At 63.9% G+C, this 25,888-nt stretch carries 29 protein-coding genes and 1 riboswitch; of the genes, 17 read left to right on the plus strand and 12 right to left on the minus strand.

Translation table 11 applies throughout. From position 1 onward, the window contains the following. The first annotated feature begins 84 nt into the window (after window positions 1-84). The 6 genes from ACT9T4_RS03855 (at window position 85) to ACT9T4_RS03880 (ending at window position 4,964) form a co-directional block, all read left to right on the plus strand. Window positions 85-330: a 4Fe-4S dicluster domain-containing protein gene (locus tag ACT9T4_RS03855; RefSeq protein ID WP_042552539.1), complete on the plus strand. Its 246-nt coding sequence runs from the start codon at window positions 85-87 to the stop codon at window positions 328-330. Window positions 331-591: 261 nt separating this feature from the next. Further along, window positions 592-2,010, plus strand: a complete 1,419-nt coding sequence (locus tag ACT9T4_RS03860; protein ID WP_179538215.1) for an ABC transporter substrate-binding protein — start codon at window positions 592-594, stop codon at window positions 2,008-2,010. Window positions 2,011-2,060: 50 nt separating this feature from the next. Then, window positions 2,061-2,843 (plus strand): ABC transporter permease, encoded by a 783-nt coding sequence (locus ACT9T4_RS03865; protein ID WP_042552541.1) that lies wholly within the window; start codon window positions 2,061-2,063, stop codon window positions 2,841-2,843. Next, on the plus strand, window positions 2,843-3,697 hold the full coding sequence (locus tag ACT9T4_RS03870; protein WP_042552542.1) for an ABC transporter ATP-binding protein: 855 nt from the start codon (window positions 2,843-2,845) through the stop codon (window positions 3,695-3,697). The genes ACT9T4_RS03865 and ACT9T4_RS03870 overlap by 1 nt, the downstream gene beginning before the upstream one ends. After that, window positions 3,694-4,674, plus strand: coding sequence for a HEAT repeat domain-containing protein (locus ACT9T4_RS03875; RefSeq protein WP_499115586.1), 981 nt, complete (start codon window positions 3,694-3,696; stop codon window positions 4,672-4,674). The genes ACT9T4_RS03870 and ACT9T4_RS03875 overlap by 4 nt, the downstream gene beginning before the upstream one ends. Next, complete coding sequence (locus tag ACT9T4_RS03880) at window positions 4,671-4,964, plus strand: DUF971 domain-containing protein (RefSeq protein WP_499115588.1); 294 nt, start codon at window positions 4,671-4,673, stop codon at window positions 4,962-4,964. The genes ACT9T4_RS03875 and ACT9T4_RS03880 overlap by 4 nt, the downstream gene beginning before the upstream one ends. Before the next feature lie 472 nt (window positions 4,965-5,436). On the opposite strand, the gene ykgO is transcribed toward ACT9T4_RS03880, so the two are convergent. After that, entirely contained in the window at window positions 5,437-5,592 is a 156-nt protein-coding gene (ykgO, locus tag ACT9T4_RS03885) for a type B 50S ribosomal protein L36 (RefSeq protein WP_042552546.1), read from the minus strand. Then, the gene (locus tag ACT9T4_RS03890; RefSeq protein ID WP_042552547.1) at window positions 5,589-5,849 is read right to left on the minus strand and encodes a type B 50S ribosomal protein L31; all 261 of its coding nucleotides are present in this window, start codon (window positions 5,847-5,849) and stop codon (window positions 5,589-5,591) included. The genes ykgO and ACT9T4_RS03890 overlap by 4 nt, the downstream gene beginning before the upstream one ends. A 280-nt stretch (window positions 5,850-6,129) precedes the next feature. Beyond that, a riboswitch (cobalamin riboswitch) is annotated at window positions 6,130-6,325 on the plus strand. A gap of 175 nt (window positions 6,326-6,500) precedes the next feature. Here ACT9T4_RS03890 and ACT9T4_RS03895 point away from each other — a divergent pair. From ACT9T4_RS03895 to ACT9T4_RS03920, 6 genes are all read left to right on the plus strand, one after another. Then, the gene (locus ACT9T4_RS03895) at window positions 6,501-7,517 is read left to right on the plus strand and encodes an ABC transporter substrate-binding protein (protein WP_042552548.1); all 1,017 of its coding nucleotides are present in this window, start codon (window positions 6,501-6,503) and stop codon (window positions 7,515-7,517) included. Continuing rightward, the gene (locus ACT9T4_RS03900; protein ID WP_499115591.1) at window positions 7,514-8,548 is read left to right on the plus strand and encodes a FecCD family ABC transporter permease; all 1,035 of its coding nucleotides are present in this window, start codon (window positions 7,514-7,516) and stop codon (window positions 8,546-8,548) included. The genes ACT9T4_RS03895 and ACT9T4_RS03900 overlap by 4 nt, the downstream gene beginning before the upstream one ends. Continuing rightward, window positions 8,545-9,312, plus strand: a complete 768-nt coding sequence (locus ACT9T4_RS03905) for an ABC transporter ATP-binding protein (protein ID WP_499115592.1) — start codon at window positions 8,545-8,547, stop codon at window positions 9,310-9,312. Before ACT9T4_RS03900 ends, ACT9T4_RS03905 begins: the two co-directional genes overlap by 4 nt. A 15-nt stretch (window positions 9,313-9,327) precedes the next feature. Beyond that, a complete protein-coding gene (locus tag ACT9T4_RS03910) occupies window positions 9,328-9,762 on the plus strand; it encodes a pseudoazurin (RefSeq protein WP_042552551.1) in 435 nt (144 codons plus the stop codon). Between the two features lie 7 nt (window positions 9,763-9,769). Further along, entirely contained in the window at window positions 9,770-10,993 is a 1,224-nt protein-coding gene (locus ACT9T4_RS03915) for an MFS transporter (protein ID WP_499115595.1), read from the plus strand. Between the two features lie 67 nt (window positions 10,994-11,060). Beyond that, window positions 11,061-11,447, plus strand: coding sequence for a hypothetical protein (locus ACT9T4_RS03920; protein WP_373565146.1), 387 nt, complete (start codon window positions 11,061-11,063; stop codon window positions 11,445-11,447). A gap of 51 nt (window positions 11,448-11,498) precedes the next feature. Here the strand turns inward: ACT9T4_RS03920 and ACT9T4_RS03925 are convergent, their stop codons facing one another. The 3 genes from ACT9T4_RS03925 to ACT9T4_RS03935 all read right to left on the minus strand — a co-directional run bounded on the left by ACT9T4_RS03925 (window position 11,499) and on the right by ACT9T4_RS03935 (window position 14,683). Continuing rightward, window positions 11,499-12,638 carry a mechanosensitive ion channel family protein gene (locus tag ACT9T4_RS03925; protein WP_499115597.1) on the minus strand — a complete coding sequence of 380 codons (1,140 nt, stop codon included), beginning with the start codon at window positions 12,636-12,638 and terminating at the stop codon, window positions 11,499-11,501. A gap of 466 nt (window positions 12,639-13,104) precedes the next feature. Further along, on the minus strand, window positions 13,105-13,512 hold the full coding sequence (locus ACT9T4_RS03930; RefSeq protein ID WP_499115599.1) for a hypothetical protein: 408 nt from the start codon (window positions 13,510-13,512) through the stop codon (window positions 13,105-13,107). A 166-nt stretch (window positions 13,513-13,678) separates the two neighbouring features. Beyond that, the gene (locus ACT9T4_RS03935; RefSeq protein WP_499115601.1) at window positions 13,679-14,683 is read right to left on the minus strand and encodes an NADP-dependent oxidoreductase; all 1,005 of its coding nucleotides are present in this window, start codon (window positions 14,681-14,683) and stop codon (window positions 13,679-13,681) included. Window positions 14,684-14,878: 195 nt separating this feature from the next. On the opposite strand from ACT9T4_RS03935, the gene ACT9T4_RS03940 reads away from it, so the two are divergent. Next, complete coding sequence (locus tag ACT9T4_RS03940) at window positions 14,879-15,775, plus strand: bile acid:sodium symporter family protein (RefSeq protein WP_042552557.1); 897 nt, start codon at window positions 14,879-14,881, stop codon at window positions 15,773-15,775. Here the strand turns inward: ACT9T4_RS03940 and dapF are convergent. From dapF to ACT9T4_RS03960, 4 genes are all read right to left on the minus strand, one after another. Next, window positions 15,772-16,632: a diaminopimelate epimerase gene (gene dapF / locus ACT9T4_RS03945; protein WP_499115603.1), complete on the minus strand. Its 861-nt coding sequence runs from the start codon at window positions 16,630-16,632 to the stop codon at window positions 15,772-15,774. The genes ACT9T4_RS03940 and dapF overlap by 4 nt on opposite strands. A gap of 29 nt (window positions 16,633-16,661) precedes the next feature. Then, on the minus strand, window positions 16,662-17,855 hold the full coding sequence (locus ACT9T4_RS03950) for a benzoate/H(+) symporter BenE family transporter (RefSeq protein WP_042552559.1): 1,194 nt from the start codon (window positions 17,853-17,855) through the stop codon (window positions 16,662-16,664). Continuing rightward, window positions 17,855-18,469, minus strand: a complete 615-nt coding sequence (locus ACT9T4_RS03955) for a LysE family translocator (protein WP_042552560.1) — start codon at window positions 18,467-18,469, stop codon at window positions 17,855-17,857. Before ACT9T4_RS03955 ends, ACT9T4_RS03950 begins: the two co-directional genes overlap by 1 nt. A 96-nt stretch (window positions 18,470-18,565) precedes the next feature. Continuing rightward, window positions 18,566-19,012, minus strand: coding sequence for a MarR family winged helix-turn-helix transcriptional regulator (locus ACT9T4_RS03960; RefSeq protein WP_042552561.1), 447 nt, complete (start codon window positions 19,010-19,012; stop codon window positions 18,566-18,568). Window positions 19,013-19,093: 81 nt separating this feature from the next. Here ACT9T4_RS03960 and ACT9T4_RS03965 point away from each other — a divergent pair, with 81 nt between their 5' ends. Then, complete coding sequence (locus ACT9T4_RS03965) at window positions 19,094-20,260, plus strand: aminotransferase-like domain-containing protein (protein ID WP_042552562.1); 1,167 nt, start codon at window positions 19,094-19,096, stop codon at window positions 20,258-20,260. Between the two features lie 23 nt (window positions 20,261-20,283). Then, a complete protein-coding gene (locus ACT9T4_RS03970; RefSeq protein WP_042552563.1) occupies window positions 20,284-20,886 on the plus strand; it encodes a glutathione S-transferase family protein in 603 nt (200 codons plus the stop codon). Between the two features lie 271 nt (window positions 20,887-21,157). Here ACT9T4_RS03970 and ACT9T4_RS03975 read toward each other — a convergent pair whose 3' ends face one another. Beyond that, window positions 21,158-23,272 (minus strand): heavy metal translocating P-type ATPase, encoded by a 2,115-nt coding sequence (locus tag ACT9T4_RS03975; RefSeq protein WP_499115822.1) that lies wholly within the window; start codon window positions 23,270-23,272, stop codon window positions 21,158-21,160. A gap of 415 nt (window positions 23,273-23,687) precedes the next feature. Here ACT9T4_RS03975 and cadR point away from each other — a divergent pair, with 415 nt between their 5' ends. Next, on the plus strand, window positions 23,688-24,134 hold the full coding sequence (gene cadR, locus ACT9T4_RS03980; protein ID WP_042552564.1) for a Cd(II)/Pb(II)-responsive transcriptional regulator: 447 nt from the start codon (window positions 23,688-23,690) through the stop codon (window positions 24,132-24,134). Between the two features lie 64 nt (window positions 24,135-24,198). On the opposite strand, the gene ACT9T4_RS03985 is transcribed toward cadR, so the two are convergent. Then, the gene (locus ACT9T4_RS03985) at window positions 24,199-24,567 is read right to left on the minus strand and encodes a glutathione S-transferase N-terminal domain-containing protein (RefSeq protein WP_042552565.1); all 369 of its coding nucleotides are present in this window, start codon (window positions 24,565-24,567) and stop codon (window positions 24,199-24,201) included. Window positions 24,568-24,681: 114 nt separating this feature from the next. On the opposite strand from ACT9T4_RS03985, the gene ACT9T4_RS03990 reads away from it, so the two are divergent. Further along, window positions 24,682-24,915 (plus strand): DUF3820 family protein, encoded by a 234-nt coding sequence (locus tag ACT9T4_RS03990; protein ID WP_042552673.1) that lies wholly within the window; start codon window positions 24,682-24,684, stop codon window positions 24,913-24,915. Here ACT9T4_RS03990 and ACT9T4_RS03995 read toward each other — a convergent pair whose 3' ends face one another. Beyond that, a complete protein-coding gene (locus tag ACT9T4_RS03995) occupies window positions 24,916-25,779 on the minus strand; it encodes a universal stress protein (protein WP_042552566.1) in 864 nt (287 codons plus the stop codon). Window positions 25,780-25,888: the final 109 nt, after the last annotated feature.

Raw genomic sequence — 25,888 nt, forward strand, 5'->3', positions numbered from 1 at the left:
CCCGGTGGGCTGAAGCGGATTGCCGTGGGCCCACCCTACATCCTAGAAAAACACGAGAGCCACAGGCTCCGAGGACACCGTGATATGGCCTTCCAGCCCCAGGAAATCCTGTTTCGCAGCAATGCGCCCGTGACCATCGACGAAGACAAGTGCATCGCCCACAAGGGCTGCACCGTGTGCGTCGATGTCTGCCCGATGGATCTGCTGGCGATCAACCCGGCGACGCAAAAGGCTTACATGGCTTTCGACGAGTGTTGGTACTGCATGCCGTGCGAGAAGGATTGCCCGACCGATGCGGTGCGCGTCGAGATTCCTTATCTGCTGCGTTGAACAAAGCGCGACCTGGAGTTTTGTAGGCGCCCGCTTGCGGGCGATCAACGGGAAAGCATCGCCCGCAAGCGGGCGCCTACGGAATTCAACGCTCGAGACTCTGCAGCTAGCGCGAAGCTTATCCACCGAATATCCAACATAAAAAAGCAACACGCCATCCGGCCAACCACCGGACGCCTGATCAACAGACCCCTCGTTTCCCACCGGCCGACCACCCGGCGGAGACGATTCCAATACCTATTGATTCGAGGGGAGACACCCATGCACTTGCGTACCACTCTGGTCGGCCTCGCGCTGGCCATCGGCAGCATCACTGCTCAGGCGCAATCCAACCAGGAGCCGATTCGTATCGCCATCGGCACTCAGGACACCACCATCAACTGCGCCACCGGCGGGTTGTTGATCCGCGAGCTCGGCCTGCTCGACAAGTACCTGCCGCGCGACGGCAAGTACAAGGACGCCAAGTACGAAGTGGAGTGGAAGAACTTCACCAGCGGCGCGCCCCTGACCAACGAAATGGTCGCCGGCAAGCTCGACTTTGGCGCCATGGCTGACTTCCCCGGTTCGTTCAATGGTGTGGCCCACCGCGATGCCGGCAAGCAGAGCCTGTTCATCACCGTGTTGTCGGGCAGCACCAAGGGCAGTGGCAACGGCATCGTGGTGCCGGCATCCTCCAGCGTGCAATCGCTGGCCGAGCTCAAGGGCAAGACCATTTCCGTGCCGTTCGCGTCCACCGCCCATGGCATGCTGCTGCGCGCCGTTGCCGCCCAGGGCTGGGATCCGCAGAAGGACGTGCGCATCATCGCCCAGGCCCCGGAAATCGCCGGCTCGGCGCTGCGCAGCAATCGCATCGAGGCCCACGCGGACTTCGTGCCGTTCGCCGAACTGTTCCCCAACCGTGGCTTCGCGCGCAAGATCTACGACGGCTCCCAGGCGGATGCACCCACCTTCCATGGTGCGCTGGTGGATGCCGACTACGCCAAGAAGTACCCGGAAGTGGTCACCGCGTACCTGCGCGCCGGCCTGGAAGCGGATCGCCTGTTCGCAGCCGAGCCGGAGAAGTACAGCGAGCTGATCGAGAAGGTCACCGGTATCGAGGCCGAGGTGAATTACCTGTTCCACGGCCCGCTCGGGTTGCAGACCCGTGACCTGACCTGGAAGCCCGAGTACCGCCAGGCGGTCACCACCTCCATCGAAACCCTCAAGTTGCTGAAGAAGACCGACCGCGGTCTGAACGTCGAGCAATTCGTCGACGATCAGTACATCAAGGCTGCCTTCAAGGCCGAAGGTGGTGATTACGCACAGGCGCTGGCCAATTACGCACAGCTGCCGCTGAAAGCCAATGATGCCGTGACCGGCCAGCCGATCACCGATTTCAAGCGCGTGGCGCAGATCTGGGTGCGTGGCGAAAGCAAGGTACGTCACTACGCCTCACCGGAAGCGGCCTTCAAGGCGCTGGCGCAGCTCGAGGAAGAGGGCAAGGACATCCGTGCCATCTACGCCCAGGCCAGCGACAGCGGCATCAAGCTGCTGGCCAACCAGGCCTGGTTCGTACGCAACGGCAAGGGCGAACTCAACGCCTTCCTGCTCAAGGGCCAGGCTGAAGCCTATGCCAAGGCTCACGGTGGTGAAGCGCTGGACTTCGGCAGCGCCAACCAGCGCCTGGTAGCCGCACGCTGATCGGCCCGCTGCGCCATGCCTCCCGTGGCGCAGCACCTTACTGGAGCCTGATGATGACTTCTCTACACCGTTGGCCGTTGCGCCTGGCGTCGTTGGCGTTCTGCCTGCTGTTCTGGCAGGTGGCGACCAGCTCGCGCCTGGATCTGGGGCTGCTCACCTTCATCTACGTGCCCACGCCCAAGTCGGTGGTCGATGCGGCCATCGCGCTGATCGAATCCAGCAGACTCTGGGATCACGTCGGCGCCAGCCTGGGGCGGGTATTCAGCGGTTATCTGATCGCAGCGCTGCTGGGCGTCACCCTGGGCATCGCCATCGGCCGTTCCCGCTGGGCCGAAGACAGCCTGCTGCCGCCGCTGGAGGTACTGCGGCCGATTCCTGCCGTGGCCTGGATTCCCCTGGCGATCCTGATGTTTCCCTCGTCGGAACTGTCGATGATCTTCATCACCTTCACCGGTGCGCTGTTTCCGGTGCTGCTCAATACCGTGCACGGGGTGGAGGGTGTCGATGCCCGTTTGATCGCGTCGGCCCGCAGCCTTGGCGCAGGGCGCCTGGCGATCCTGCGTGAGGTGGTCCTCCCGGGCGCTGCGCCGAGCATCGTCACCGGCCTGGCGATCGGCATGGGCACCTCCTGGTTCTGCCTGGTCACCGCGGAAATGATCTCCGGGCAGTTCGGCATCGGCTATTACACCTGGGAGTCGTACACCATCCAGAACTACCCGGACATCATCGTCGGCATGCTGCTGATCGGCCTGCTCGGCATGGGCAGCAGCCTGCTGGTCAAGCGCCTCGGCAGCCTGCTGACGCCCTGGTATCGCAGCGGAGGGCGTCGCTGATGAGCATTCATGAAACCGGCCTGTCGGCCGGACGCATCGATATCGAGAAGCTGACCATCCGCCTCGGCGAGGGCGTGCAGGCGTTCGAAGCCGTGCAGGCGCTGGACTTCTCCATCGCCGCTGGCGAATTCGTGTGCATTCTTGGCCCCTCCGGCTGCGGCAAGTCGACCTTGCTCGGCGCCCTGGCCGGACACCTGACGCCCAGCGCCGGTAGCTTGCGAGTCGATGGCCAGGCGGTGGATGGCCCGTCACCGCAGCGTGGCATGGTGTTCCAGCATCACACCCTGTTGCCCTGGCGCAGCGTGCTCGACAACGTCGCCTTCGGTCTGAAGATGCAGGGCATCGGCAAGGCTGAACGGCAGCAGCGGGCGCGTGAGTTTCTCAACCTGGTCGGCCTGCAGGATTTCGCTGCGCGCTGGCCCAATCAGCTCTCCGGCGGCATGCAGCAGCGCGCCGAGATCGCCCGGGTGCTGATCAACCGTCCACGCCTGCTGTTGATGGACGAACCCTTCGGCGCGCTGGACGCGCAGACCCGCAGCAAGATGCAGGAGTTGCTGCTGGATATCTGGGGCAGGGTGCGCACCACCGTGGTGTTCGTCACCCACGATATCGACGAAGCCCTGTTCCTGGCCGATCGCATCTTGGTGATGAGTCCGCGGCCGGGACGTTTCATCGAAGACCTGCGCCTGGACTTTCGCCGTCCGCGGCATGCTGGCCTGTTGACCAGCCCGGAATTCGTGCAGCTCAAGCGCCACTGCCTGGAGCTGCTGCGCCATGAAGAAGGTCGCGAGCTGCCACGCCTGACCCCGCTCGGGCTGCCCACCGAACATCCGCCATTGCGAGTTGCCCTATGACCGACCTGAGCACCTATGTAAGCACCGATAACCCTGACATTCTCGACCTGCTGCCACGCCTGCAAGATGAGGACGCCGGCGTGCGCCGCATCGCCCTGATCGAACTGGCCGACCTGGAGGAGCCGGACGCCTTGCCCTGGCTGACCCATGCCCTGACCCAGGACGCGTCTGCCGACGTGCGCGCCGAGGCGGCTCGCCTGCTGGAGGCCTGGGAGGATCCCGAAGTGGTAAATGGCCTGTGCGCTGCCCTGACCGATGCCGACGCCCGCGTGCGCGGCGCCGCAGCCCAGAGCCTCAGCGAGTTGAAAACCGCCGACGCCGGTCGCGTGGTGCTGCCCTGGGCCAGGCATGCCGACCCGTTCGTGCGGGCCAGTGCCTTGCGAGCCCTGCGCGAGTTGCGGCTGATCGACAGCGTACCCACCGCCGTCGCCGCGCTGCAGGACAGCGATGCCTTCGTGCGCCGTGAAGCGGTAGGTATCCTCGGCTGGTTGAAACAGTCCGATGCGCTGCCGCAACTGGCGCGCCTGGCCAGCGACGATACCGATACCGAAGTACGCCGTGCCGCCACCGGTGCGCTGGGGCTGGCCAGCGACGACAGCGTGCTGCCAGCCCTGCAGACGGCGCTCAAGGATCGCGAATGGCAGGTGCGTGAAGAGGCCGCCACCACCCTCGGCAAAGTTGGCCACGCGGGTGCCGGCCCTGCGCTGCTGGAGGCGCTGAGCGACAGCTACTGGCAGGTGCGGCTGCGTGCGGTGCGCTCGCTCGGCCGCCTGCGATTCGCCGCGGCCCTTGAGGCGCTGGTGGAACTGCTCGGGCACGCCATCAGCAACCTGCGCAAGGAGTCCGCGCTGGCGCTTGGCGAGCTGGGCGACGCTCAGGCACTGCCCGCATTGCTGGCCGTCGAGCACGATGCCGACCCGGAAGTGCGCAAGGCGGTGCGTATCGCCATCGGCCAGTTGCGACTGCAAAAGTCATGAACCAGGTACCCGTCGCAATACGTAACAGTGCCACGCAAGCGACATTGAGCGTGGATTGGGGGCAAGGGCAGGTACAGGTGCTTGCCCACGGGCGCCTGCGTGCCGGGTGTCCGTGCTCGAAATGCCGGGCGGCTCGGCTGGCGCAGCGCATCGACGTGGTAGCGGATGGCGTCCGCATCACGGCAGTTCACGCACAGGGCTATGGGCTGCAATTGGTGTTCGACGATGGCCACGACCGCGGCATCTACCCCTGGAGCTATTTGCGTGAACTGGGGGAGGTGGCAGGTTGAGTTGACCGGGCTTGTCGCATGGCCTGCTCGTCACGGCGTCAGCCGCGGAATGAGCGAAATCGCCCCGCGGCGACCAGAAAATGGCGTCGAACACCCATTTTCGCAGGCGCCCCGATGCTGTCGGACCGTGCCACGCGGCGAATGGTGGGTACGGCGCGGATGCAGAGAATGGCTACCATCGCATTCGCGCCGAGGGCGGCGCTCCTACCGGCATGGCTTCACCCCAACGATTTCGCAGGCGCCCCGATGCCGTCGGACCGTGCCGCGGCGAATGGTGGGTACGGCGCGGATGCAGAGAACGGCTAGCATCGCATTCGCGCCGAGGGCGGCGCTCCTACCGGAATGGCTTCACCCCAACGATTTTGCAGGCGCCTCGATACTGTAGGAGCCCGCTTGCGGGCGAATGGTTGTCGCGCCACAGACCTGGAGAGACGGCTGTGAACGCGCCGCGCCGAGAGGCTGATGCAGGCGCTTAGCCCTTGTTCTTGCGCTGCGGTTTGGGCCGGCCTTGCACGCACTTGAAGCGTGGTTCGGTCTTGCAGATCACGTAGATGCGACCCCGGCGCTTGACGATCTGGCAATCGCGGTGGCGCAGTTTGGCCTGTTTCAGCGAGGCGACGACTTTCATGAGCGGGCTCCTGCGAAACCGGCGAAGCGTTTGTTGAAGCCGGCCACCCGACCTTCGCTTGCCGTCTGGCGCTGCTGGCCGGTGTAGATCGGGTGCGACGCGCTGGAGATATCGAGCGTGACGTAGGGATAGGTGTTGCCGTCGCTGTGCTCGCGGGTCTTGTCGGTGCTGACGGTGGAACCGATCAGCCAATAGGTGTCGGCCGAGACATCGTGAAACAGCACGGGGCGGTAGTCGGGGTGGATACCAGGTTTCATGAGCACTCCAATAAATACGTTATAAGGTAACAATATCAAGTCTTGTTGATTTTGGTTCTCATTTCAAGCCCGAATCCGAATTTTTCCACCACGGTGTCGATCGGCTCCATGGATCTTTCGATCAGGAGCTGAAGCGAGCACTCAACTCGACTTGCTAAATTGTTATATTGTAACAATAATGGCCGCCAGCATTAGCCGCACAGGTGCTGCAACGGCTTCGGTATGTCGAGATGAATGCGCAGAAACTGCAGCGAAGCGCTGCAGGGCAGCGACCTAATCGTTTAAGATGCCGCCCGCCGGTTTCCGCGAGGAATTAATAGGGAATCCGTCGCCATTTCTAATGGCCAAACGGAACTGCCCCCGCAACTGTAGGTACCGAGCAGCGCTGCATTCGTGTCACTGGGGGCGACCCCGGGAAGGCCACAGCGCTGCCGCGACGTACCAGTCAGGAGACCTGCCGGCGTCGGTCCGATCAGCTGCAATCCAGCTGTGTTTGGACACTGCAATCGAACCAGCCGGCGGGGTGTCCGGGAGGGGGCATCCGTAATCACCTTCCTCATGGACAGGTGCGGCCATGGCCGCTTGGCGTGATGTGTTCTCCAGCCTGCGCACTGCCATTTATGCGTATCTGTTGATTGGGAGATCACCCGCATGACCGTGTCTCGTTTTGCCGTTCTGGCCGCCACCCTTGGCCTGTCTTCGATGGCGCTGGCCGCCACCCCGACTCGTTACCCCCTGACCCTCGAGAACTGCGGCCATGAGCTGAGCTTCGCCGCTGCGCCGAAGAGCGCCGTGACCATCGGTCAGGCCGGCACCGAAATTCTCTATTCCCTCGGGCTTGGCGACCGTCTGGTGGGTACCTCGCTGTGGTTCAGCAACGTGCTGCCCGAGTTCGAGGCGCAGAATGCCAAGGTCGAGCGCCTGGCCGATAACGACCCGAGCTTCGAGTCGGTGATCAACAAGCGCCCCGGGCTGGTGGCCGTGCAGTTCGAGTGGATGGTGGGCAAGCAGGGCGTGGTCGGCACCCGTGAGCAGTTTCACGCGCTGAAGATTCCGACCTACATCATGCCGTCCGACTGCGAGGGCAAGGACAATCTGGTAGGTGCCGACGGTACTCGCCTGCAGCCGTTCCAGATCGACAGCCTGTACAAGAGCATTCAGCAGCTGGCGCAGATATTCGACGTGCAGGCTGAGGGCGACAAGCTGGTCGGCAGCCTGCAGGAGCGACTCGGCAAGGCGGTTGCAAATGCCGAGCAGCGCCAGGCGAAGCAGATCTCCGCCGCGTTCTGGTTCTCCAGCGCCGACCTGGATCTCGACCCCTACATGGCCGGTCAGAAAGGCGTTGCCGATTACATGATGAAGTCGCTGGGGCTGCAAAACGTGGTCGAGTCCAGCGAAGAGTGGCCAACCGTCGGCTGGGAAACCCTGGCCAAGGCCAACCCGACCGTGCTGGTGCTTGCGCGCATGGATCGCCGCCGTTTCCCGGCTGACGACGTGGAGAAGAAACTCGAGTTCCTGCGTAATGATCCGGTCGCCAAGCACATGGATGCGGTGAAGAACGGCCGCATCGTGATTCTCGATGCCGACGGCATGCAGGCTTCGCTGCGCATGATCACCGGCATCGAAACCCTGGCCAAGGCCGTTGACGGGTTCGATCTGCAGAAATGATTGCCCGTGGCTCCCGCCTGTTCCTGCTGACCATCGTCTGCCTGCTGTTGCTGGCCGTGGCGGTGGTCGTCGGTGTGGCGCTGGGTGAAACCCGCATCCCGTTGTCGGTGGTCTTTCAGGTGCTGGCCAACAAACTGTTCGGGGCGGGCTTCGTGCTCGATCCGATCGACGAGGGAATCGTCTGGAACTACCGCCTGACCCGGGCCCTGGTGGCCGCCTGCTGCGGCGCCGGGTTGGCGGTTTCCGGTGTGGTGCTGCAGGCGCTGTTGCGCAATCCGCTGGCCGATCCCTATCTGCTGGGGATTTCCGCAGGTGCCTCCACTGGAGCGGTTTCGGTGGCGCTGCTGGGGCTCGGCGCAGGCATGCTGTCGCTGTCCATGGGCGCCTTCATCGGTGCGATCGCCGCCTTCAGCCTGGTCGCCTTGCTGGCAAGGGCTGCGGGCGGCGGTGCGCTGAATGGCACCGGGCAGATCATTCTTGCCGGTATCGCCGGCTCCCAACTGTTCAACGCGCTGACCTCGTTCCTGATCACCAAGTCGGCCAGCGCCGAGCAGGCCCGGGGCATCATGTTCTGGCTGCTCGGCAACCTCAGTGGTGTCAACTGGCACGATGTCGCCCTGGCCGTACCCGTGGCGCTGGCCGGGGTGCTGCTGGTGGCCTGGCATACCCGCGCGCTGGATGCCTTCACCTTCGGTGCCGAATCGGCTGCGTCGCTGGGCGTACCGGTGCGCCGGGTGCAGGCCACGTTGATCGCCTGCGCGGCGCTGGTCACGGCGGTGATGGTGTCGATCGTCGGCTCCATCGGCTTCGTCGGTCTGGTGATCCCTCACGCTGCACGGCTGCTGGTCGGCGTGCGGCATGGCCGGCTGGTGCCGGTCGCGGCCCTGACTGGCGCGGTGTTCCTGATCGCCGCCGACGTGCTGTCGCGTACGGTGATCAAGGGCCAGGTACTGCCCATCGGTGTGGTCACCGCGTTGATCGGTGCGCCGGCCTTCGCGGTGATTTTGGTACGCGGGAGGCGGGCGCGGTGAGTACGGTGCTGCAGTGCAGCGACCTGGGCTGGTCGGTGAAGGGTAGGGCGATCGTCGCCGGCGTCGATCTGCAACTGCATCAGGGCGAGACGCTCGGCCTGATCGGTCCCAATGGTTCGGGCAAGTCGACCTTGCTCAAGCTGCTGTCCGGCATCCGCACGCCGGGCAGCGGCCAGGTGCACCTGCAGGGCAAGCCGCTGGGTGGCCTGAGTCGCCGGGATGTCGCCCGCCAGTTGGCATTCGTCGAGCAACAGGCCGACACCGGTGACGCGGTGACGGTGCGCGATGCCGTCGAACTGGGCCGCACGCCCTGGCTGTCGGCCTTGCAGCCCTGGTCGGCGGAGGACGAACGGATCGTCGTTCAGGCACTGGCCGATGTGGACATGGCCGAAATGCCGGAGCGAGCCTGGAGCACCCTGTCGGGCGGTGAACGCCAGCGCGTGCACATCGCTCGGGCACTGGCGCAGAAACCGCAGATCCTGCTACTCGACGAACCCACCAACCATCTGGATATCCAGCACCAGCTGTCGATCCTCAATCTGGTACGAACGCTGCCGGTGACCACGCTGATCGCCTTGCATGACCTCAACCAGGCCCTTGAGTGCGACCGCCTCGGGGTGATGGAGCGCGGTCGACTGGTGGCGCTGGGGGCACCGGCCGAGGTGCTGACCACCGAGCGTTTGCGCGACACCTTCGGCGTACGCGCCCGCTACCTGGTCGACCCTGAAGACGGTGCCCGGGTACTGCGCTTTCAACCTATCTGAGACGAGTCTTTTGTCATGCGTTTTTCGCCGCTCTTCGCTTTGCTCGCTACGCTTGTGTTCACAGCTCCGGCATTGGCCGAAACCCACGAAGTGAAAATGCTCAACCGTGGGGAGTCCGGTTCGATGGTCTATGAACCGGATTTCCTGGCCATCGCCCCCGGTGACAGCGTGACGTTCATCGCCACTCACCCGACCCACAACGCTGCCAGCATCCCCGGCCTCCTGCCGGAGGGCGCCGAGCCGTTCAAGGGCAAGATCAACGAAGAGATCGAGGTGACTTTCAATGAGGCAGGGCTCTATGGCATCCAGTGCATTCCGCACTTGGCGATGGGCATGGTGATGCTCATTCAGGTCGGTGATCAGCCGGTCAGCGCGGCGCAGATTCCCGCGCAACTGCCGGCGCGAGCCAGGCAGCGTCTGGAACAGATCGTCCAGCGTGCGAGCGAATGAGCCAGCCATGAGCCGGGTGCTGGGTACCTTCGCCAGCCTGTCACCCGCCGCACGGGTGCTGGTGCTCAACAGCCTGGCGTTCAACTTCGGCTTCTACATGCTGGTGCCGTATCTGGCCGGGCACCTCAGCGAGAGCCTCGGGCTGGCGGGTTGGGCGGTGGGCCTGGTGCTCGGCATCCGTGTGTTCAGCCAGCAGGGGCTGTTCCTGTTCGGCGGCTTGCTGGGTGACCGCATCGGCTACCGTCGCGCCATTCTCATCGGTTGCCTGGTGCGCTGCGTGGGGTTTGCCGTGCTCGGCTTCTCGGAAAGCCTGGCGATTCTGCTGCTGGCCGCCTGCGTCAGCGGTTTTGCCGGTGCGCTGTTCACGCCTTGTGCCCAGGCCTACCTGGCCGATGAGTGCCAGGACATGCAGCAGCGCAAGCGCGCCTTCGCCCTGCAGAACATGGCCAGCACCGCCGGCATGCTGCTCGGGCCGCTGGCAGGCCTGCTGCTGATCGGCATCGATTTCGCGGTATCCGGCAGTGTGGCAGCCGGGCTGTTTCTGCTCATGACCCTGGTGCAGTGGCGCTTTCTGCCGAGCAAGGAGCTGGTTTCCGGTGACGAGCCGGTGACCATGCTGCGCCAGTGCCTGGACATGCTCCAGCAGTGGTCATTCCTGCGCTTCGCCCTGTTGGCTGCAGCCTATCCGTTGTTGTTCCATCCGCTTTATCTGGCGATCCCGGCCTACAGCCACGCCCACGGCGGCGGCCAGGCGTGGATCACACGGGTATTCGTGATCACCGCGCTGGTTGGCGTGCTGCTGCAGATGCCGATCAGCGCGCTACGCCAGCGTTGGCTCAGCGAGGGGCAGGGCATGGGCCTCGGCCTGGCGTTGATGGCGGTCAGCTACGCGCTGTTGGCCGAACCTTTCGCCAGTCTGTTGAGCCCGTATTGGGCGGTTCTGCTGATGGCCGCTTTGCTTAGCCTCGGCAGCCTGCTGGTACTGCCGCTGCTGTCGGCCCACGTGCCTCATTACGCCCGGCGCGGGCAGCTGGCCGCCTATTACGGCTTCTTCGCCGGTGTGGGCGGGTTGGCGGCGTTGTTCGGCAATGTACTGATCGGCCGGCTGCTGCCCGCTGAGCAGGCGCCGCCACAGTTACTCTGGTGGGCGCTGGTCGGCATTGGCCTGGCTGCGGCTTTCGGCTTGGCCCGACACATGGCCGGTTTGAGCCGTAATAGCACGCAACCATGAGCCGCCAAGCCAGCATGCAGGGTGCGGTAGCATGGGGCGATTCACGCTGCTGGAGCTACCCGTGTCGATCCGTCTGAAACTCGCTGCCGGGTGCCTGCTGGCCCTGTCCTGGGCCGTGCCGGTGCAGGCCGCCTTCACCTTGCCCGGCGATGCCATGCGCTGCACCCGCAGCGCCACGCTGCTCAATTGCGCGGATCGTTTCGGCAACCACTACGGTATCGCTCAGCGCGGTAACGACACGCTGATGCGTGGCTTCGACGCTATCAGCGGGCAGACCTGGGCGCAGACCAGCACCACCTATGGCCGCTTGCAGCTGTTCACCGGCGTCGCCAGCAATGGCGAGCTGTGGGTGGGCTCCAGCAGGCGCATCGGCTGGAACGTGGTCAGCCGGCTTTCCAGCTCCAACGGCGAGCGTGAGCGGGTCAACTGCAACCGCATGATGGGCTGCCGATAGGCAGCCGTTGCCTTCGACTGGACGGCCCCACGCTCTGCGCCCAGCCTGGCGTCAGCTGAACCGAGGCAGGCGCTGGTCGCGCTCGGCCGAATCGTCCTGCTGTTCGTGCTGCGGCAACCCGGCAACTTTCAGCGTCGGCATCTTTTCACCCACCAAACGCAGATCGCGACGCGGCAGGGCGAAGCGCACATCCAGTTCGCGCAGGGCATCGAGCAGCTGCAGGTTGATCTCCTGCTGGATATCCATGTACTGGTTGTAGTCCGAACTCTGCACGATGTAGACCACTTCGAAGGTCAGCTGGCTCTCGTCGAAGCCGAGAAAGTGCGCGCGGTCGAACTTGGCCTTCGGGGTCGCACGGATGATGTCGCCGACCTTCTCCGATACCTGGCGAACCTTGTCGCTCGGGGTGTCGTAGCTGACGCCGAACTTGAAGACGATGCGCCGCGTGTCCATGCGCTTGTAGTTGTGCACGATCTGGCGCAGCAGGTCGGCGTTGGCGCACACCACCTGTTCGCCGCTGAGGCTGCGGATGCGCGTGGTTTTCAGGCCGATATGCTCGATGCTCCCGGCCACTTCTCCGAAAACCACGAAATCGCCGATCTCGAACGGTTTGTCGACGCCAATCGACAGCGAGGCGAATATGTCGCCCAGCACCGTTTGCACTGCCAGGGCGATGGCAATACCGCCAACCCCCATGCTGGCCACCAGCGCGGTGATGTCCACACCCAGGTTGGCGAGGATCGACAGCAGCATCACCGACCACACCACGATCAGCACCATGATGCTGACGATGGTGGTCATTACCGGGTTGAAACTGCCGCCCCCGTTCTTGCCGACCACCAGGCTGCGTGCCCAAAGGCGTACGCCGGTATCCACCCACAAGGCGATCTGCAGGGCGAGGGCAACGAACCAGGTGTGGCTCAGGGCTGCCTGCCAACTGCCGGGCAGGTCCGGCAGGCGCAGTGCCAGCAGCAGCGAGAAGGCGAGCAGCAGCAAGCGGCTGGTCCGCCCGATCACCACCGCGACGAAGTGCTGCCAATTACCGTCCTGGCCTTTCGACCAGGTGGTCAGGCGCTTGTGCACGACGCCGACCACGGTACGCAGCACGGTGTAGATCAGTGCAGTAGCGATCACGACGATACCGACGCCGAGCCATAATTCGCGATCGAGCCAGATGTTCCACTGTTCCATTTCGGGTCCCCTGAAAAAGCCAATACAGTTTTCTGTAGGCCTCAGGGCCCAGAAGTTCCCCCTCAATGGTCCGCGGGTTCTGCACTACCGCCGCACACCCGCGTGTCACGAGCGAAGGTCTGAGCTATCGTGTAGAGGCAGCGATCGGCAAGGGCTCTGGGCGCTCATCAGCGACGCCGGCCGGGCGCGGCCGTGCAGCGCGACCAACGACAACCTTGCCGTAGATGCTGTTAAACCCGATGCGAGCACCAAGTATGCTCGCCTGGAGGATGACGTGACTTTTTATAGCCTGGATCTGCTGCTGATTCTGCTTCTGGTTACCGCACTGTTCACTGCCTTGCCGATCATCCTCATGCGCAGCCTCTGACCTGCTGCGCAATCATCGTTCCGCTGGCCGATCATCTGGCGGATCGACGCATCCGAACTGCGTTCGCTGTGGTTGGCGATGGGCAGGGGCTGGCTCGTTTCAGCCAGCAGCGGATTGCCCGAGCAATTCATGAAAGCGCGACGGTTCGACCTGCTGAATCAACAGCAGGGCGCCGACGGTGCTCGCCGGGGTGCCTGGCAGATAGGCTGCCGGTATGACGCCGGGCAGTCGAGCCTGCCAGGCAGCGATCAGGTCGGCGGGCTCCGCGCCGTTGCCGAGGAGTTCGTCGAGGTTGATCTGCACGCCCATGTTGGCAGCCAGGCGTATGGACCGCCGCAGCAGCATTTCAGCCATTTCGTGCTGCTCGACCGGGCTCCGTGCCTGGTAGCTGGACAACCACTCGCCGATGGGGCGGCGGCACTGCGCCGCGCCTCCGCGAAAGTGCTGTAACAGCAGATAGGCAGTGCCGACCAGCACGATCGCTATGACAGTGAAGACAAGTTCCATCAGGGCTCCTGGCGTGAAGGATCAGCCTGCCCCGGTGGGCGAACAGCATGGCGGCGAAACTACCCGAACTGTCTACAACGACTCAAGTCATTTGCTGGCTTATGGCCATCTTTTTTTGGTCCGTGATCACTGACGGCGAGCGGCAGGGGGCCGCTCGCCGAATGGCTCAGACCTTGAGCACCAGTTTGCCGAAGTTTTCCCCTTTGAAAAGCTTGAGCAGGGTTTCCGGGAAGGTTTCCAGGCCCTCGACCACGTGCTCCTTCGACTTGACCTTGCCGCTGGCCAGCCAACCGCCGATTTCAGCCGCTGCACTGGCGAAGTTGGCCGCGTGATCCATCACCACGAAGCCCTCCATGCGTGCGCGGTTGACCAGCAGGGACAGGTAGTTGGCCGGGCCCTTGACCGCTTCCTTGTTGTTGTACTGGCTGATGGCGCCGCAGATGACGATGCGCGCCTTGGGAGCCAGGCGGCCGAGTACCGCATCGAGGGTGTCGCCACCGACGTTGTCGAAGTACACGTCGATGCCTTTCGGACACTCGCGCTTGAGCGCCTCGGGCAGCGACTCGCTCTTGTAGTCGATGGCCGCATCGAAGCCCAGCTCATCGGTCAGGTAGGCGCATTTTTCCGCGCCACCGGCGATGCCGATGACCCGGCAGCCCTTGAGCTTGGCGATCTGCCCGGCAATGCTGCCCACCGCTCCGGCTGCACCGGAAAGCACCACGGTGTCGCCGCTCTTCGGCGCGCCGACGTCGAGCAGGGCGAAGTAAGCGGTCATGCCCGTCATGCCGAGGGCCGACAGGTAGACTGGCAGGGGTGCACGCTGCGGATCGACCTTGTAGAAGCCCTTCGGCTCGCCGAGGAAGTAGTCCTGCACACCCAGGGCGCCGTTGACGTGGTCGCCGACTGCGTAGTCCGGGTGGTTGGAGGCAATCACTTCACCCACGCCGAGTGCGCGCATCACATCGCCCAGGCCAACCGGCGCGATATAGGACTTGCCTTCGTTCATCCAGCCGCGCATGGCCGGATCCAGCGACAGATAGAGATTCTTGACCAGGATCTGCCCGCTGCCAGGTTCGCCGATCGGTTTTTCCACGTAATCGAACGTATCGCGGCTGACCATACCGGTCGGGCGTTTGGCGAGCAGAAACTGGCGGTTGAGCTGAGTGGACATGGAAAACCTCCGTTGAAATAAGCAGTGGTGATAATCCTCGCCGGGGTATTGGACAAGGATGTCGCAGTGGCCGAATGTCTGTCGATCCATCGAACTGATGGGGCTGGGTTTGCTGCCGCGCCTCATGCGCAGGCCGGCGATTGCCCGCTACAGTGTGGATCAGGATCACGGAAGTCAGACCGCGGAGATGTACCGATGACTGCAAGTCCTTTGCTGAGCGTGTTTCTTCCCCTGGCTCTGGGCATCATCATGCTCGGCCTGGGCTTGTCCCTGACCCTGGCGGATTTCGCCCGGGTGGTGAAGTACCCCAAACCGGTGCTGATCGGCCTGTTCTGCCAACTGCTGCTGTTACCGGTGGCCTGTTTCTTCATGGTGCAGGCATTCGGCCTGGCGCCTGCCCTGGCCGTGGGCATGATGCTGCTGGCCGCGTCGCCTGGTGGCACCTCCGCCAACCTGTACAGCCACCTGGCACATGGCGACGTGGCGCTGAACATCACCCTGACGGCGGTGAACTCGGTTGTCGCGGTGCTGACCATGCCCTTCATCGTCAACCTGTCGCTGGCCTACTTCATGGAGGGCGATCAGGCGATTCCGCTGCAGTTCGCCAAGGTGGTGCAGGTTTTCGCCATCGTACTGGGGCCGGTGGCCATCGGCATGTTCCTGCGTAGCCGCTTTCCAGGCTTCGCCCTGCGCATGGAAAACCCGGTGAAGATCATCTCGGCGCTGTTCCTGCTGCTGATCATCGTCCTGGCACTGGTCAAGGACTGGCAGACCGTGCTCGATTACGCACCGGTAGTCGGTGCCGCGGCCCTGGCATTCAATCTGCTGAGCCTGGCGGTGGGCTACTTCGTGCCGCGCCTGCTCAAACTGAGCCTGCGGCAGGCCATCGCCATCGGCATGGAGATCGGCATCCACAACGGCACCCTGGCCATCGCCCTGGCGCTCAGCCCGGTATTGCTGAACAACAGCACCATGGCGATTCCCGCGGCGCTGTACAGCATCATCATGTTCTTCACCGCCGCCGCATTCGGCTGGTGGGTCAATGCGGCCCATGGCAAGCAGCTGGCGACGGAGGCCGAGCGTAGCGCCTAGAGGCGGGCGCTTCGAGTCGCGGGTTCAGGTAGTCCGGTGCTGGTCGTGGACAATACGCTATCCGCGATAACGCCGGAAAAGCTGTGCGCTACCGGTCCGGTGAGAAATACCGCGCCGCTGCCATCCCAGTGAACCGTCACCGTGCCGCCATCGCATTCGACATCGACGGTGTCGTCCAGCAGGCCGCGACGCATGCCGTTGACCGCGGCGCCGCAGCAGCAGGACCCCGAGCCGAGGGGAATGCCGCCGCCGCGTTCCCAGATGCGCAGCCTGATGCGTTTTCGGTCGATGATCTGCACGAAGTGCACATTGCTTTTGCTGGGGAACAGTGGGTTGATCTCCAGCACCGGGCCGAGTGTGGCGATATCCAGCGCTGTCAGGTCATCGACGAAATAGGTGCAGTGCGGATTGCCCATGCTGCAGGCCGCTGGGGTGCCGGCGAGCGGTAAGGCAACTGTGTCGTGCTCCTCGGCCAGGGGGATATTCGCCCAGCCGAACAGCGGCTCCCCCATGCTCACGACAATGGCTGCATTGCTGGTACGTTCGCAGGTCAGCAAGCCCCGGTTGCTGCGCAGTACCAGCCTGGTGACGCTCGACTCGCGCATCAGCAGGTCCGCAACGCCCCGCGTCGCGCTACCACAGGCATCCAGCATCGAGCCATCGGCGTTCCAGAACGTCAGGCGTGCGTCGGCATCAGCGCAATCGAGTATCACAGCCAGTTGATTGAAGCCGATACCGCGCTTGCGATCGCCCAGGCGTCGAGCCAGGGCGCTTGTTATCGGGTTGAGCGAGTTGCGTGAGTCGACCACCACGAAGTCATCGCCATTGGCGTGCATCTTGTGAAAGCTCAACGGCATGCCAGGGGCCTCGATATGTTCATCGCCGCTCAGACACGTTTGCCGCCATTGAGCAGCGCCAGAGTCAGCAAGCCGGCGACGATGCCCCAGAACGCCGAACCGACGCCGAACAGGGTCATTCCCGATGCGGTGACGAGAAAGGTGATCAGCGCCGCTTCGCGTTCCTTGGGTTCGCTCATGGCCTGGGTCAGGCCGCCGATGATCGAGGCGAACAGTGCCAGGGCGGCGATGGACAGGATCAGCGCCTTGGGCAGTGCAGCGAACAGGGCGGCGAGGGTGGCGCCGAACAGCCCGGCGATGCCGTAGAACACCCCGCACCAGATCGCCGCCGTGTAACGCTTGCGTGGATCCTCATGGGCCTCGGGGCCAGCGCAGATCGCCGCGCTGATGGCCGCCATGTGAATGCCGTGGGAGCCGAACGGTGCCAAGAGGATCGACACCAGGCTGGTGGTGTTGAGCAGTGGCGATGCCGGAACGTCATAGCCGTTGGCGCGCAGCACCGCCATGCCTGGCAGGTTCTGCGAGGCCATGGCGACGATGAACAAAGGAATGCCGATGCTGATCGCCGCGGCGATGGAGAAGCTGGGTGTGGTCCATTCCGGCGTCGCCAGTTGCAACTCGAACTGGGAGAAATTCAGCAGCCCCAGGGTGCCAGCCAGCACACAGCCGACCAGCAGCGCCGCCAGTACGGCGTAGCGGGGCAGCAGGCGTTTGCCCAGCAGGTAGGCGAACAGCATGGCGATCACCAGCAACGGTTGCTGCTCGGCGGCCACGCAGATTTCCAGGGCGATCTTGAACAGCACGCCGGCCAGCAGGGCGGCGGCGATGGAGCCGGGGATGCGCCGCATGATGCGGTCGAAGCTGCCGGTCAGGCCGCAGATCAGAATCAGCGCGGAGCACAGGATATAGGCGCCAATCGCCTCGCTGTAAGGCACGCCGGGCAGGCTGGTGATCAGCAGTGCCGCGCCGGGGGTCGACCAGGCGACCATGATCGGCGCGCGGTAGCGCAGGGACAGACCGATGCAGGTCACCGCCATGCCGATCGACAGCGCCCAGATCCACGAGGAAATCTGCCCGGCGCTGAGCCCGGCAGCCTGGCCCGCCTGGAACATCAGCACCAGCGAGCTGGTGTAGCCCGTGAGCATGCCGATGAAGCCGGCCACCACGGCGGAGGTCGAGGTGTCGGCCAGCGGACGCAGGCGCGCATGGCTGCTCTCGAGCATCACAGCACTCCTTTCATGTCGGCGAAGATCGGGTACAGCGAGGCCACCAGCAGCACCGCCATGCCTATGTTGAAGGCACGCAGTACACGGGGGTTGCGCAACCAGTTGCGCAGCAGCGAGCCGGCCACCGTCCACAGCCCCACGCTGGGGCAGTTGACCAGCGCAAACAACCCGGCGATCAGCAGCACGTTGACCAGGAAGTTCTCCTGCGGCGTGTAGGTGGTGATGGCGCCGATGGCCATCACCCAGGCCTTGGGATTGACCCACTGAAAAGCGGCGGCCTGAAGAAAGGTGAAGGGCTTGCCACGTTCGCCCGTCGTGCTGTCCGGAGCGCCGGAGCCGGCGATCTTCCAAGCCAGGTAGAGCAGATAGGCCGCCCCCAGGTAGCGCAGCAGGGTGTAAAGCGCCGGTACCTGCTCGAATACCTGACCCAGACCGAACCCCACGCACATCACCAGCACCATGAAACCGAGGCTGATACCAAGCATGTGCGGCACGCTGCGGCGCAGGCCGAAGTTCACCCCGGAGGCGAGCAGCATCATGTTGTTGGGGCCAGGTGTCACCGAGGTGACGAAGGCAAAGGCGATGAAGGCGATCAGCAGTTCCGGTGTCATGGCGAATTCTCGTGGTTGAGTTGCCACGATAGGGGCTGCCAGCGCGTTCGTCGCGGTACAGAGGCCGCTATAAGCAGCCATACAGTCGCGCCCGGGTTACTCGGCTGTGCGACCTGTACCGCTCAATGCCTTGTTCACCGCCAGCCAGCCCTCGACCGCGTGCTTGCCGCTGTCATCGAAGGCGCGCTGCAGCAGCTTTACCTGTTCCCGGCGCAAGGCCCGCTCCAGATTGGCGCCTTCGGCGGTAAGGCCGAGCAGGCGTTTGCGCTTGTCATCTTCGGCGGTGACGCTCTGCGCCAGGTGCATCTCCAGCAGCTGGCGCAGGGGAATGCTCAGTGCCTGCTTGCTCACCCCCAGGTAGCCGAGCAGTTCCTTGACGCTCAAGCCGGGATGGCGGGCGATGAAGAACAGGATGCGCTGGTGCACCCGCGACAGCCCCCGGCGCGCGAGCATTTCGTCGGCCTTGGCGGTGAACGCCTGGTAACCGAAGAAGAAGGCTTCCATGGCCGCTTGCTGAGCAGCTGAATTTTTAAGGTCAATCATGTTGACGTATATATCTCGGGCGTCGTACTTTCGGTCAACCAGTTTGACTCAATTTTCCCGACTTATCACCCGGTGACCTCCATGGCCTTCTCCGAACGCATCACCCGCCTGAAAAGCTCCCTGATCCGAGAGATTCTCGCTGCTGCCCAGCGTCCGGAGGTGATGTCGTTCGCCGGTGGCCTGCCTGCCGAAGAGATGCTGCCCACGCTCGACTGGTCGCAGATGCCTACCAGCATGGGCCAATACGGGATGAGCGAGGGGGAGCCGGCGCTGCGTGAAGCCATCGCCGCCGAAGCCCGTGCCCTGGGCGTGCCGTGCGAGGCGAGCCAGGTGCTGATCGTCAGCGGCTCGCAGCAGACCCTCGACCTGGCCAGCAAGCTGTTCATCGACCCAGGTACCAAGGTGCTGCTCGAGGCGCCAACCTACCTGGCTGCGCTGCAGGCCTTCCAGCTGTTCGGCGCCGACTGCATCGCCGTGCCGCAGGAGGCCGATGGCCCGCAGTTGCAGGCGCTCGAAGAGCAGCTGGAACGCCAGCGCCCAGCTTTCGCCTACCTGATTCCGACGTTCCAGAACCCCAGTGCCGTGCGCTACAGCGAGGCCAAACGTGACGCCGTGGCGGCCCTGCTGGACCGTTACCAGGTGACGCTGATCGAGGACGAGCCTTACCGCGAACTGGTGTTCGATGCAGGCAGCGCCACACCGATCGTAAGCCGCCTGCGCAAGGCCAGCTGGATCTACACGGGGACCGTCTCCAAGACCCTGTTGCCGGGGCTGCGCGTCGGTTACCTGATCGCCACGGCGGATCTGTACCCGCATTTGCTGCGCCTCAAGCAGTCGGCGGATCTGCATACCAATCGCGTAGGTCAGTGGCAGGCGCTGCAATGGCTGGGTACCGAGCGCTACAGCGAGCATCTGGCTGAATTGCGGGATTTCTATCGCCTGCGGCGTGATGCGATGCAGGCGGCGCTCGTCGAACATTTCAATGACCTGGCCGAGTGGCAGATTCCCCAGGGCGGTCTGTTCTTCTGGCTGCGCCTCAAGCAGCCCCAGGACACCCGTCTGCTGCTCGACGCGGCGCTGGCACAGAACGTGGCATTCATGCCGGGCGAGCCGTTTTTCATCGACCCGGATCGCGAGCACGGTTACCTGCGGCTGAACTTCAGCCACGTGGCACCGCAACGCCTGGGGGAAGGGCTGCGTCGGCTGGCGGGTGTGGTGCGGCAGGGACTGGCCGCGAACGCGGCGTGACTATCGGACAAGAGGACTTGAACATGTACAAGGTGTATGGCGATTACCGTTCCGGCAACTGCTACAAGGTCAAGCTGATGCTGACCCTGCTCGGCAAACCGTTCGAATGGGTGCCCATCGATATTTTCAAGGGCGAGACACAGAGCCCCGAGTTCCTGGCCAAGAACCCCAATGGCAGGATTCCGGTGCTGGAGCTGGAGGACGGCTCGTACCTCTGGGAGTCCAACGCCATTCTCAATTTCCTCGCCGATGGCAGCGAGTTCCTGCAGACCGAACCACGCCTGCGCACTCAGGTGCTGCAATGGCAGTTCTTCGAGCAATACAGCCATGAGCCCTACATTGCCGTGGCTCGTCGCATTCAGTGGCTCGAAGGCATGCCAGCGGCACGCGCCGAGGAGTACAAGGTGTGCCAGGTGCGCGGCCACAAGGCGCTGCGGGTCATGGAGCGTCAGCTGGAGCAGACTCCGTATCTGGTCGGTGACCGCTACTCCATCGCCGATATCGCCCTGTACGCCTATACCCACGTGGCTCACGAGGGCGGTTTCGACCTGAGCGGCTACCCGGCGGTCAACGCCTGGCTCGATCGTGTCGCCAGCCACCCGCAGCACGTGACCATGCTGGGCTGATCGGCTTTGCGGAGGGTGGGGGCGCAACCCATCGTCCATCCTGCGTTTTGAGTGGTCTCGCGGCGGACAATATCCTGTGGGAGCGGGCCATGCCCGCGAATCGGGCGCATGGCGCCCTCCCACAAGGGAAATGTGGAGTAGGCAGCCGCGTAGGATGGGTGAAACCCATCACCTTGTTTATGGGTTTCACCTACGCGGCCCAATCCATTAGCCCGGATCCAGGAAGCTGTCGCGCGCATGGCGCGCTCCCACAATGAATACGTGGGCGCTGCTACTTTCGCAACAACCGCAACCCGTTAAAGACCACCAGCAAGCTCACCCCCACATCGGCGAACACCGCCATCCACATGGTCGCGTGCCCGGTGACGGTCATCGCCAGGAAGATCGCCTTGATGCCCAGGGCCAGGGCGATGTTCTGCTTGAGGATCGCAGCGGTCTGCCGGGACAGCTGGATGAACGTGGGGATCTTGCGCAAATCGTCGTCCATGATCGCCACGTCGGCGGTTTCGATGGCCGTGTCGGTGCCGATCGCCGCCATGGCGAAGCCGACATCGGCGCGGGCCAGGGCAGGGGCGTCGTTGATGCCGTCGCCGACCATGGCGACCACGCCCTTCTGACCGAGCAGGCCCTCCACCGTGGCCAGCTTGTCGGCGGGCAGCAGGTCGCCGCGTGCTTCATCGATGCCCACCTGAGCGGCGATGGCCTGGGCGGTGTGCTGATTGTCACCGGTGAGCATCAGGGTCTTGATACCCATTTCATGCAGGGTGGCGATAGCTTCACGGCTACTGGCCTTGAGCGTGTCGGCGACCGCGAACAGCGCCAGGGCGCGTTTATCGTCGCTGAGCAGAATCACCGTCTTGCCCTCACGTTCCAGTGCGTCGAGCCGAGCTTCGATCTCCGGCGAGCACAGACCCAGCTCTTCGAGCAGGCGATGGTTGCCCAACTGGTAGCGCTGGCCGTCGATCACGCCGCGCACCCCGCGCCCGGGCAGCGCCTCGAATGCCTGCACGTCGTCGAGCGCGATACCTTGCTCCTCGGCTGCCTTGGCCACCGCCTGGGACACCGGGTGATCGGAGCGAGCGGCCAGGCTGGCCGCAAGTTTGCGGCAGGCATCGGCATCGCCTTGCAGGGCCTGATAGTCGGTCTGCACCGGTTTGCCGTGGGTCAGGGTACCGGTCTTGTCCAGCGCCAGGTGGGTGATGTGCCGGCCGTTCTCCAGGTACACGCCGCCCTTGACCAGAATGCCCTTGCGCGCCGCCGCCGCCAGACCGCTGACGATGCTCACTGGCGTGGAAATCACCAAGGCGCAGGGGCAGGCGACCACCAGCAGGACCAGCGCGCGATAGACCCACTCGAACCAGTCACCATTGAGCAGCAGCGGCGGTACCACGGCCACGGCGAGGGAGAGCAGGAACACCAGTGGGGTGTAGATGCGTGCGAAACGGTCAACGAAACGCTGGGTCGGTGCCCGCGCGCCCTGGGCTTCTTCCACGGCCTTGATGATGCGTGACAGGGCGCTGTTGCTGGCGGCAGCGCTGACCTGGTAGTCCAGCGCGCCACTCTGGTTGATGGTGCCGGCGAACAGGGTGTCGCCCACGCTTTTCTCGATGGGCAGGCTCTCCCCGGTGATCGGTGACTGGTCGACCGTGGAGTGCCCATCGAGCACCTGGCCATCCAGGCCGATGCGTTCGCCGGGGCGCAGGCGAACCACGCTGCCGATGGCCACCTGCGTGACGTCCATTGTCTGCCAGCTGCCGTCGGCCTGACGCACCGTGGCTTGCTCCGGGGTCAGTGCCATCAGGCCACGAATGGCATTGCGCGCGCGATCCAGGGATTTCGCCTCGATCCGCTCGGCGATGGCGAACAGCACCATGACCATTGCCGCTTCGGGCCACTGGCCAATCAGCACGGCGCCGGTCACGGCGATGCTCATCAGCGCATTGATGTTCAGGTTGAAATTCTTGAGGGCGATCCAGCCTTTCTTGTAGACATCGAGCCCGGCCGTAAGGATCGCACCCAGCGCGATCAGCGCGACCACCCACTCCGGCGCGGTGTCGGTGAAGTGCACCAGCTCGGCCATGAATGCCGCCACGCCAGCCACTATCAGTCGCCACGGCAAGCCATCATGGGGTTGCTCGGCAACTACGCTCTGGCTTTCATCGCCTTCGGGCTGCGGGGTGAACCCCAGTTCACGTATGGCCTGCAGCGCTGGCTCGAGGGCGTCCGGACGATGACGAATGGTCAGCACCCGCTGCATCAGGTTGAACTGCAGGGCCTCGATACCGGGCTGACGGGCGAGCTTGTCGGTGATCAGGCGCTCCTCGGTGGGACAGTCCATCTGCTCGATGCGCACCCGGGTCTGTGCTGCCAGCGGCAATGCCTGCATGCCCAGGCTGGCGATGGCCTTGACCAGCAAGGGGGCCGCGCCCGCCTGGTGCTCGACCAGTAGCGTGCGGTTGAGCAGATTGAACTGCATGGCGTGCACTTCGGGCAGATGCTGCAGCTTGCCGCGAATCAGACCTTCCTCCGTAGGGCAGCACATCTGCTCGATGCGCAAGCTACTGTTCTCCATCGCCGGGCCGGTGTGGGCGGCCACGGGCTCAGCGATTGCGGTGATCAATGGGTTGCCCGAGTCGCAGCAAGGCGATGTGTTGTCGCCCGCGCAGCAAGCGTCCTGGGGGCGAACGGGCTTGGGGGTGTTGTCGTGATCGCAGCAGTTGGTCATGGTGCTTCTCCGAATAACCTGTTGCGGAGTGAACACCCTGTAGCCACTATAGGGTCAAGCATTCGAGGATCGGATCATGAAAATTGGCGAATTGGCGGCAGTCACCGGGTGCCAGGTGGAGACCATTCGATTTTACGAGCACCAAGGGCTGCTGCCTGCGCCGCAGCGTAGCGAGGGTAATTACCGGCTGTACCGGCCGGAGCACGTCGAACGGCTGACCTTCATCCGCAATTGCCGCACCCTGGACATGACCCTCGACGAAATTCGCGAGCTGCTCAGCCTGCGCGGCCGTCCATCGGAAAACTGCGAAGCCATCAATACCCTGATCGATGAACACATCGAACACGTCAGTGCACGCATCGCCAGCCTGCAGTCGTTGCAGGGGCAACTGGTCGAGCTGCGCAACAGTTGCTTGGCGGATCAGCAATCGTCGCCCTGCGAGATCATTCGCCAGCTCAGCACCAGCGACAACCTGCATGCCGAGAAGGATGTGTCCCATGTCGGGCGCAGCCATCAGCATTGAGGTGCGTCCAGGAACCACCTGGGTTGAAAGCCGCCTGGACTGCTAGAGGCGCCCTACGAACGCTTCACCCCGCGAAACGCTGATCCAGATAGGCTGCAATGGCCTTGGATTCATACAGCCAGGTGCTCTGGCCATTTTCCTCGATACGCAGGCACGGCACCTTGATCTTGCCGCCCTGGCTCTCCAGTTCGCGGCGCGAGGTGGCGTCGTTCTTGGCGTCACGCAGGGCGACAGGCACATTGAGGGTGTGCAGCTTGCGGCGAACCTTCACGCAGAATGGGCAGGCCTTGAACTGGTAGAGCGCCAGATCACCTGCGGCCTGGTCGACGGCAGCCTGTGCTTCAGGTGCACGCTTCATCTTGGCCGGACGGGTGGCGAGGTCGCCGAGAACGATCAGTTGGCCTAGGCCGAGGCGCAGTGCCTTGATAATCATGGAGAGTACCTGCAGATGTGAACGGCGCGCAGCTTACCCGAGTTGAGCGGTCGGCCCAACCGCCTGGCGGTTGCGGCATAATGCCCCGCTCATGCAACTCCGATGGCCGATGTGATGAAACCCGAAGACCTGAAATTGCTGGTGAGCCGAGAAATGCCCTTCGGCAAATACAAGGGGCGGCTGATCGCCGATCTGCCGGGGCATTACCTGAACTGGTTCGCCCGTGAGGGCTTCCCGAAGGGCGAGATCGGTCAGTTGCTGGCGCTGATGCAGGAAATCGATCACAACGGCCTGTCATCGCTGCTCGACCCCTTGCGCAGCAAACCGCGGCAGCCGTTTCGCGAGTGATCAGCGCTCGCTGAGCCGCTGTTCCAGATGCTCGATGATGCTGTCGGGCTTGAGCACCAGAATATCGCTTTCCAGGCTGTCGAGGATCACCTCGGCGGTGTTGCCGATCAGCGCACCGCTGAAGCCGGTACGCGCGACGGTGCCGATCACCGTCACGGCCGCCTGCAACTGCTGGGCGAAGTGGGGGATCAGTACGTCGGCCGGGCCTTCGGCGATATGCAGGTGTTGGTCGTCGATGTCGTAGGCCTGCTGGAACGCGAGGCACTGTTCGCGGTAGCCGTCCTCGATGGTTTCGCGCAACTGGAAGGTTGGGTCTGCGGCAGCCAGCACGGGCGATGGATGGGCGCTGAGCACGTGCAGTTCGGCTTTCGCCAGGTTGGCGAGGTCATAGCCGTGGTCGACGATACGGGTGTGAAGCGCCCGGTGCTCGCTGTCGGCATTGCCTACGTCGACGGCTGCCAATACCGTGCCGCCGATCCAGGGCGTCTGAGTCTTCACCAGCAGCACCGGGCAGGGGCAGTAGCGCAGCAGCTTCCAGTCATCGGGCGTGAGCAGGGCCTTTTTCAGCAGGTTGTCAGGAAGGTGCTGCTTGATCACCAGACCGCAGCCCTCGGCTTGCTGCACGACACTGACCGTTTCATGCAGGCTGCCATGCCACGCCTGCTCGGTACTGACGCTGTAGCCATCCTGCTGCAGTGCATTGCTGAGCAGCCGCAGGTGGCCGTGATGTTCGCCCGATTCATCGCAAATCAGCAGGTGCAGATGAGACTGTGTCACGCCAGCAATCAGCTTGGCGCGTTTCAGGGCAAGTGCCTCCAGATGATCCGACTGGATGACAACGAGAATGCTGCGGATGGCTTGCATGGGGTTTCCTCGGCGTATGGCTCGCCCTATTCACTATAGATGGCTTGATGCGCCTCGGACCGTGGCTCGGTGGCGCAAGCTGCGGCGGCAGGCTGCATCTTGACCTTCC

It is taken from the genome of Pseudomonas sp. SZ40 (assembly GCF_052958135.1).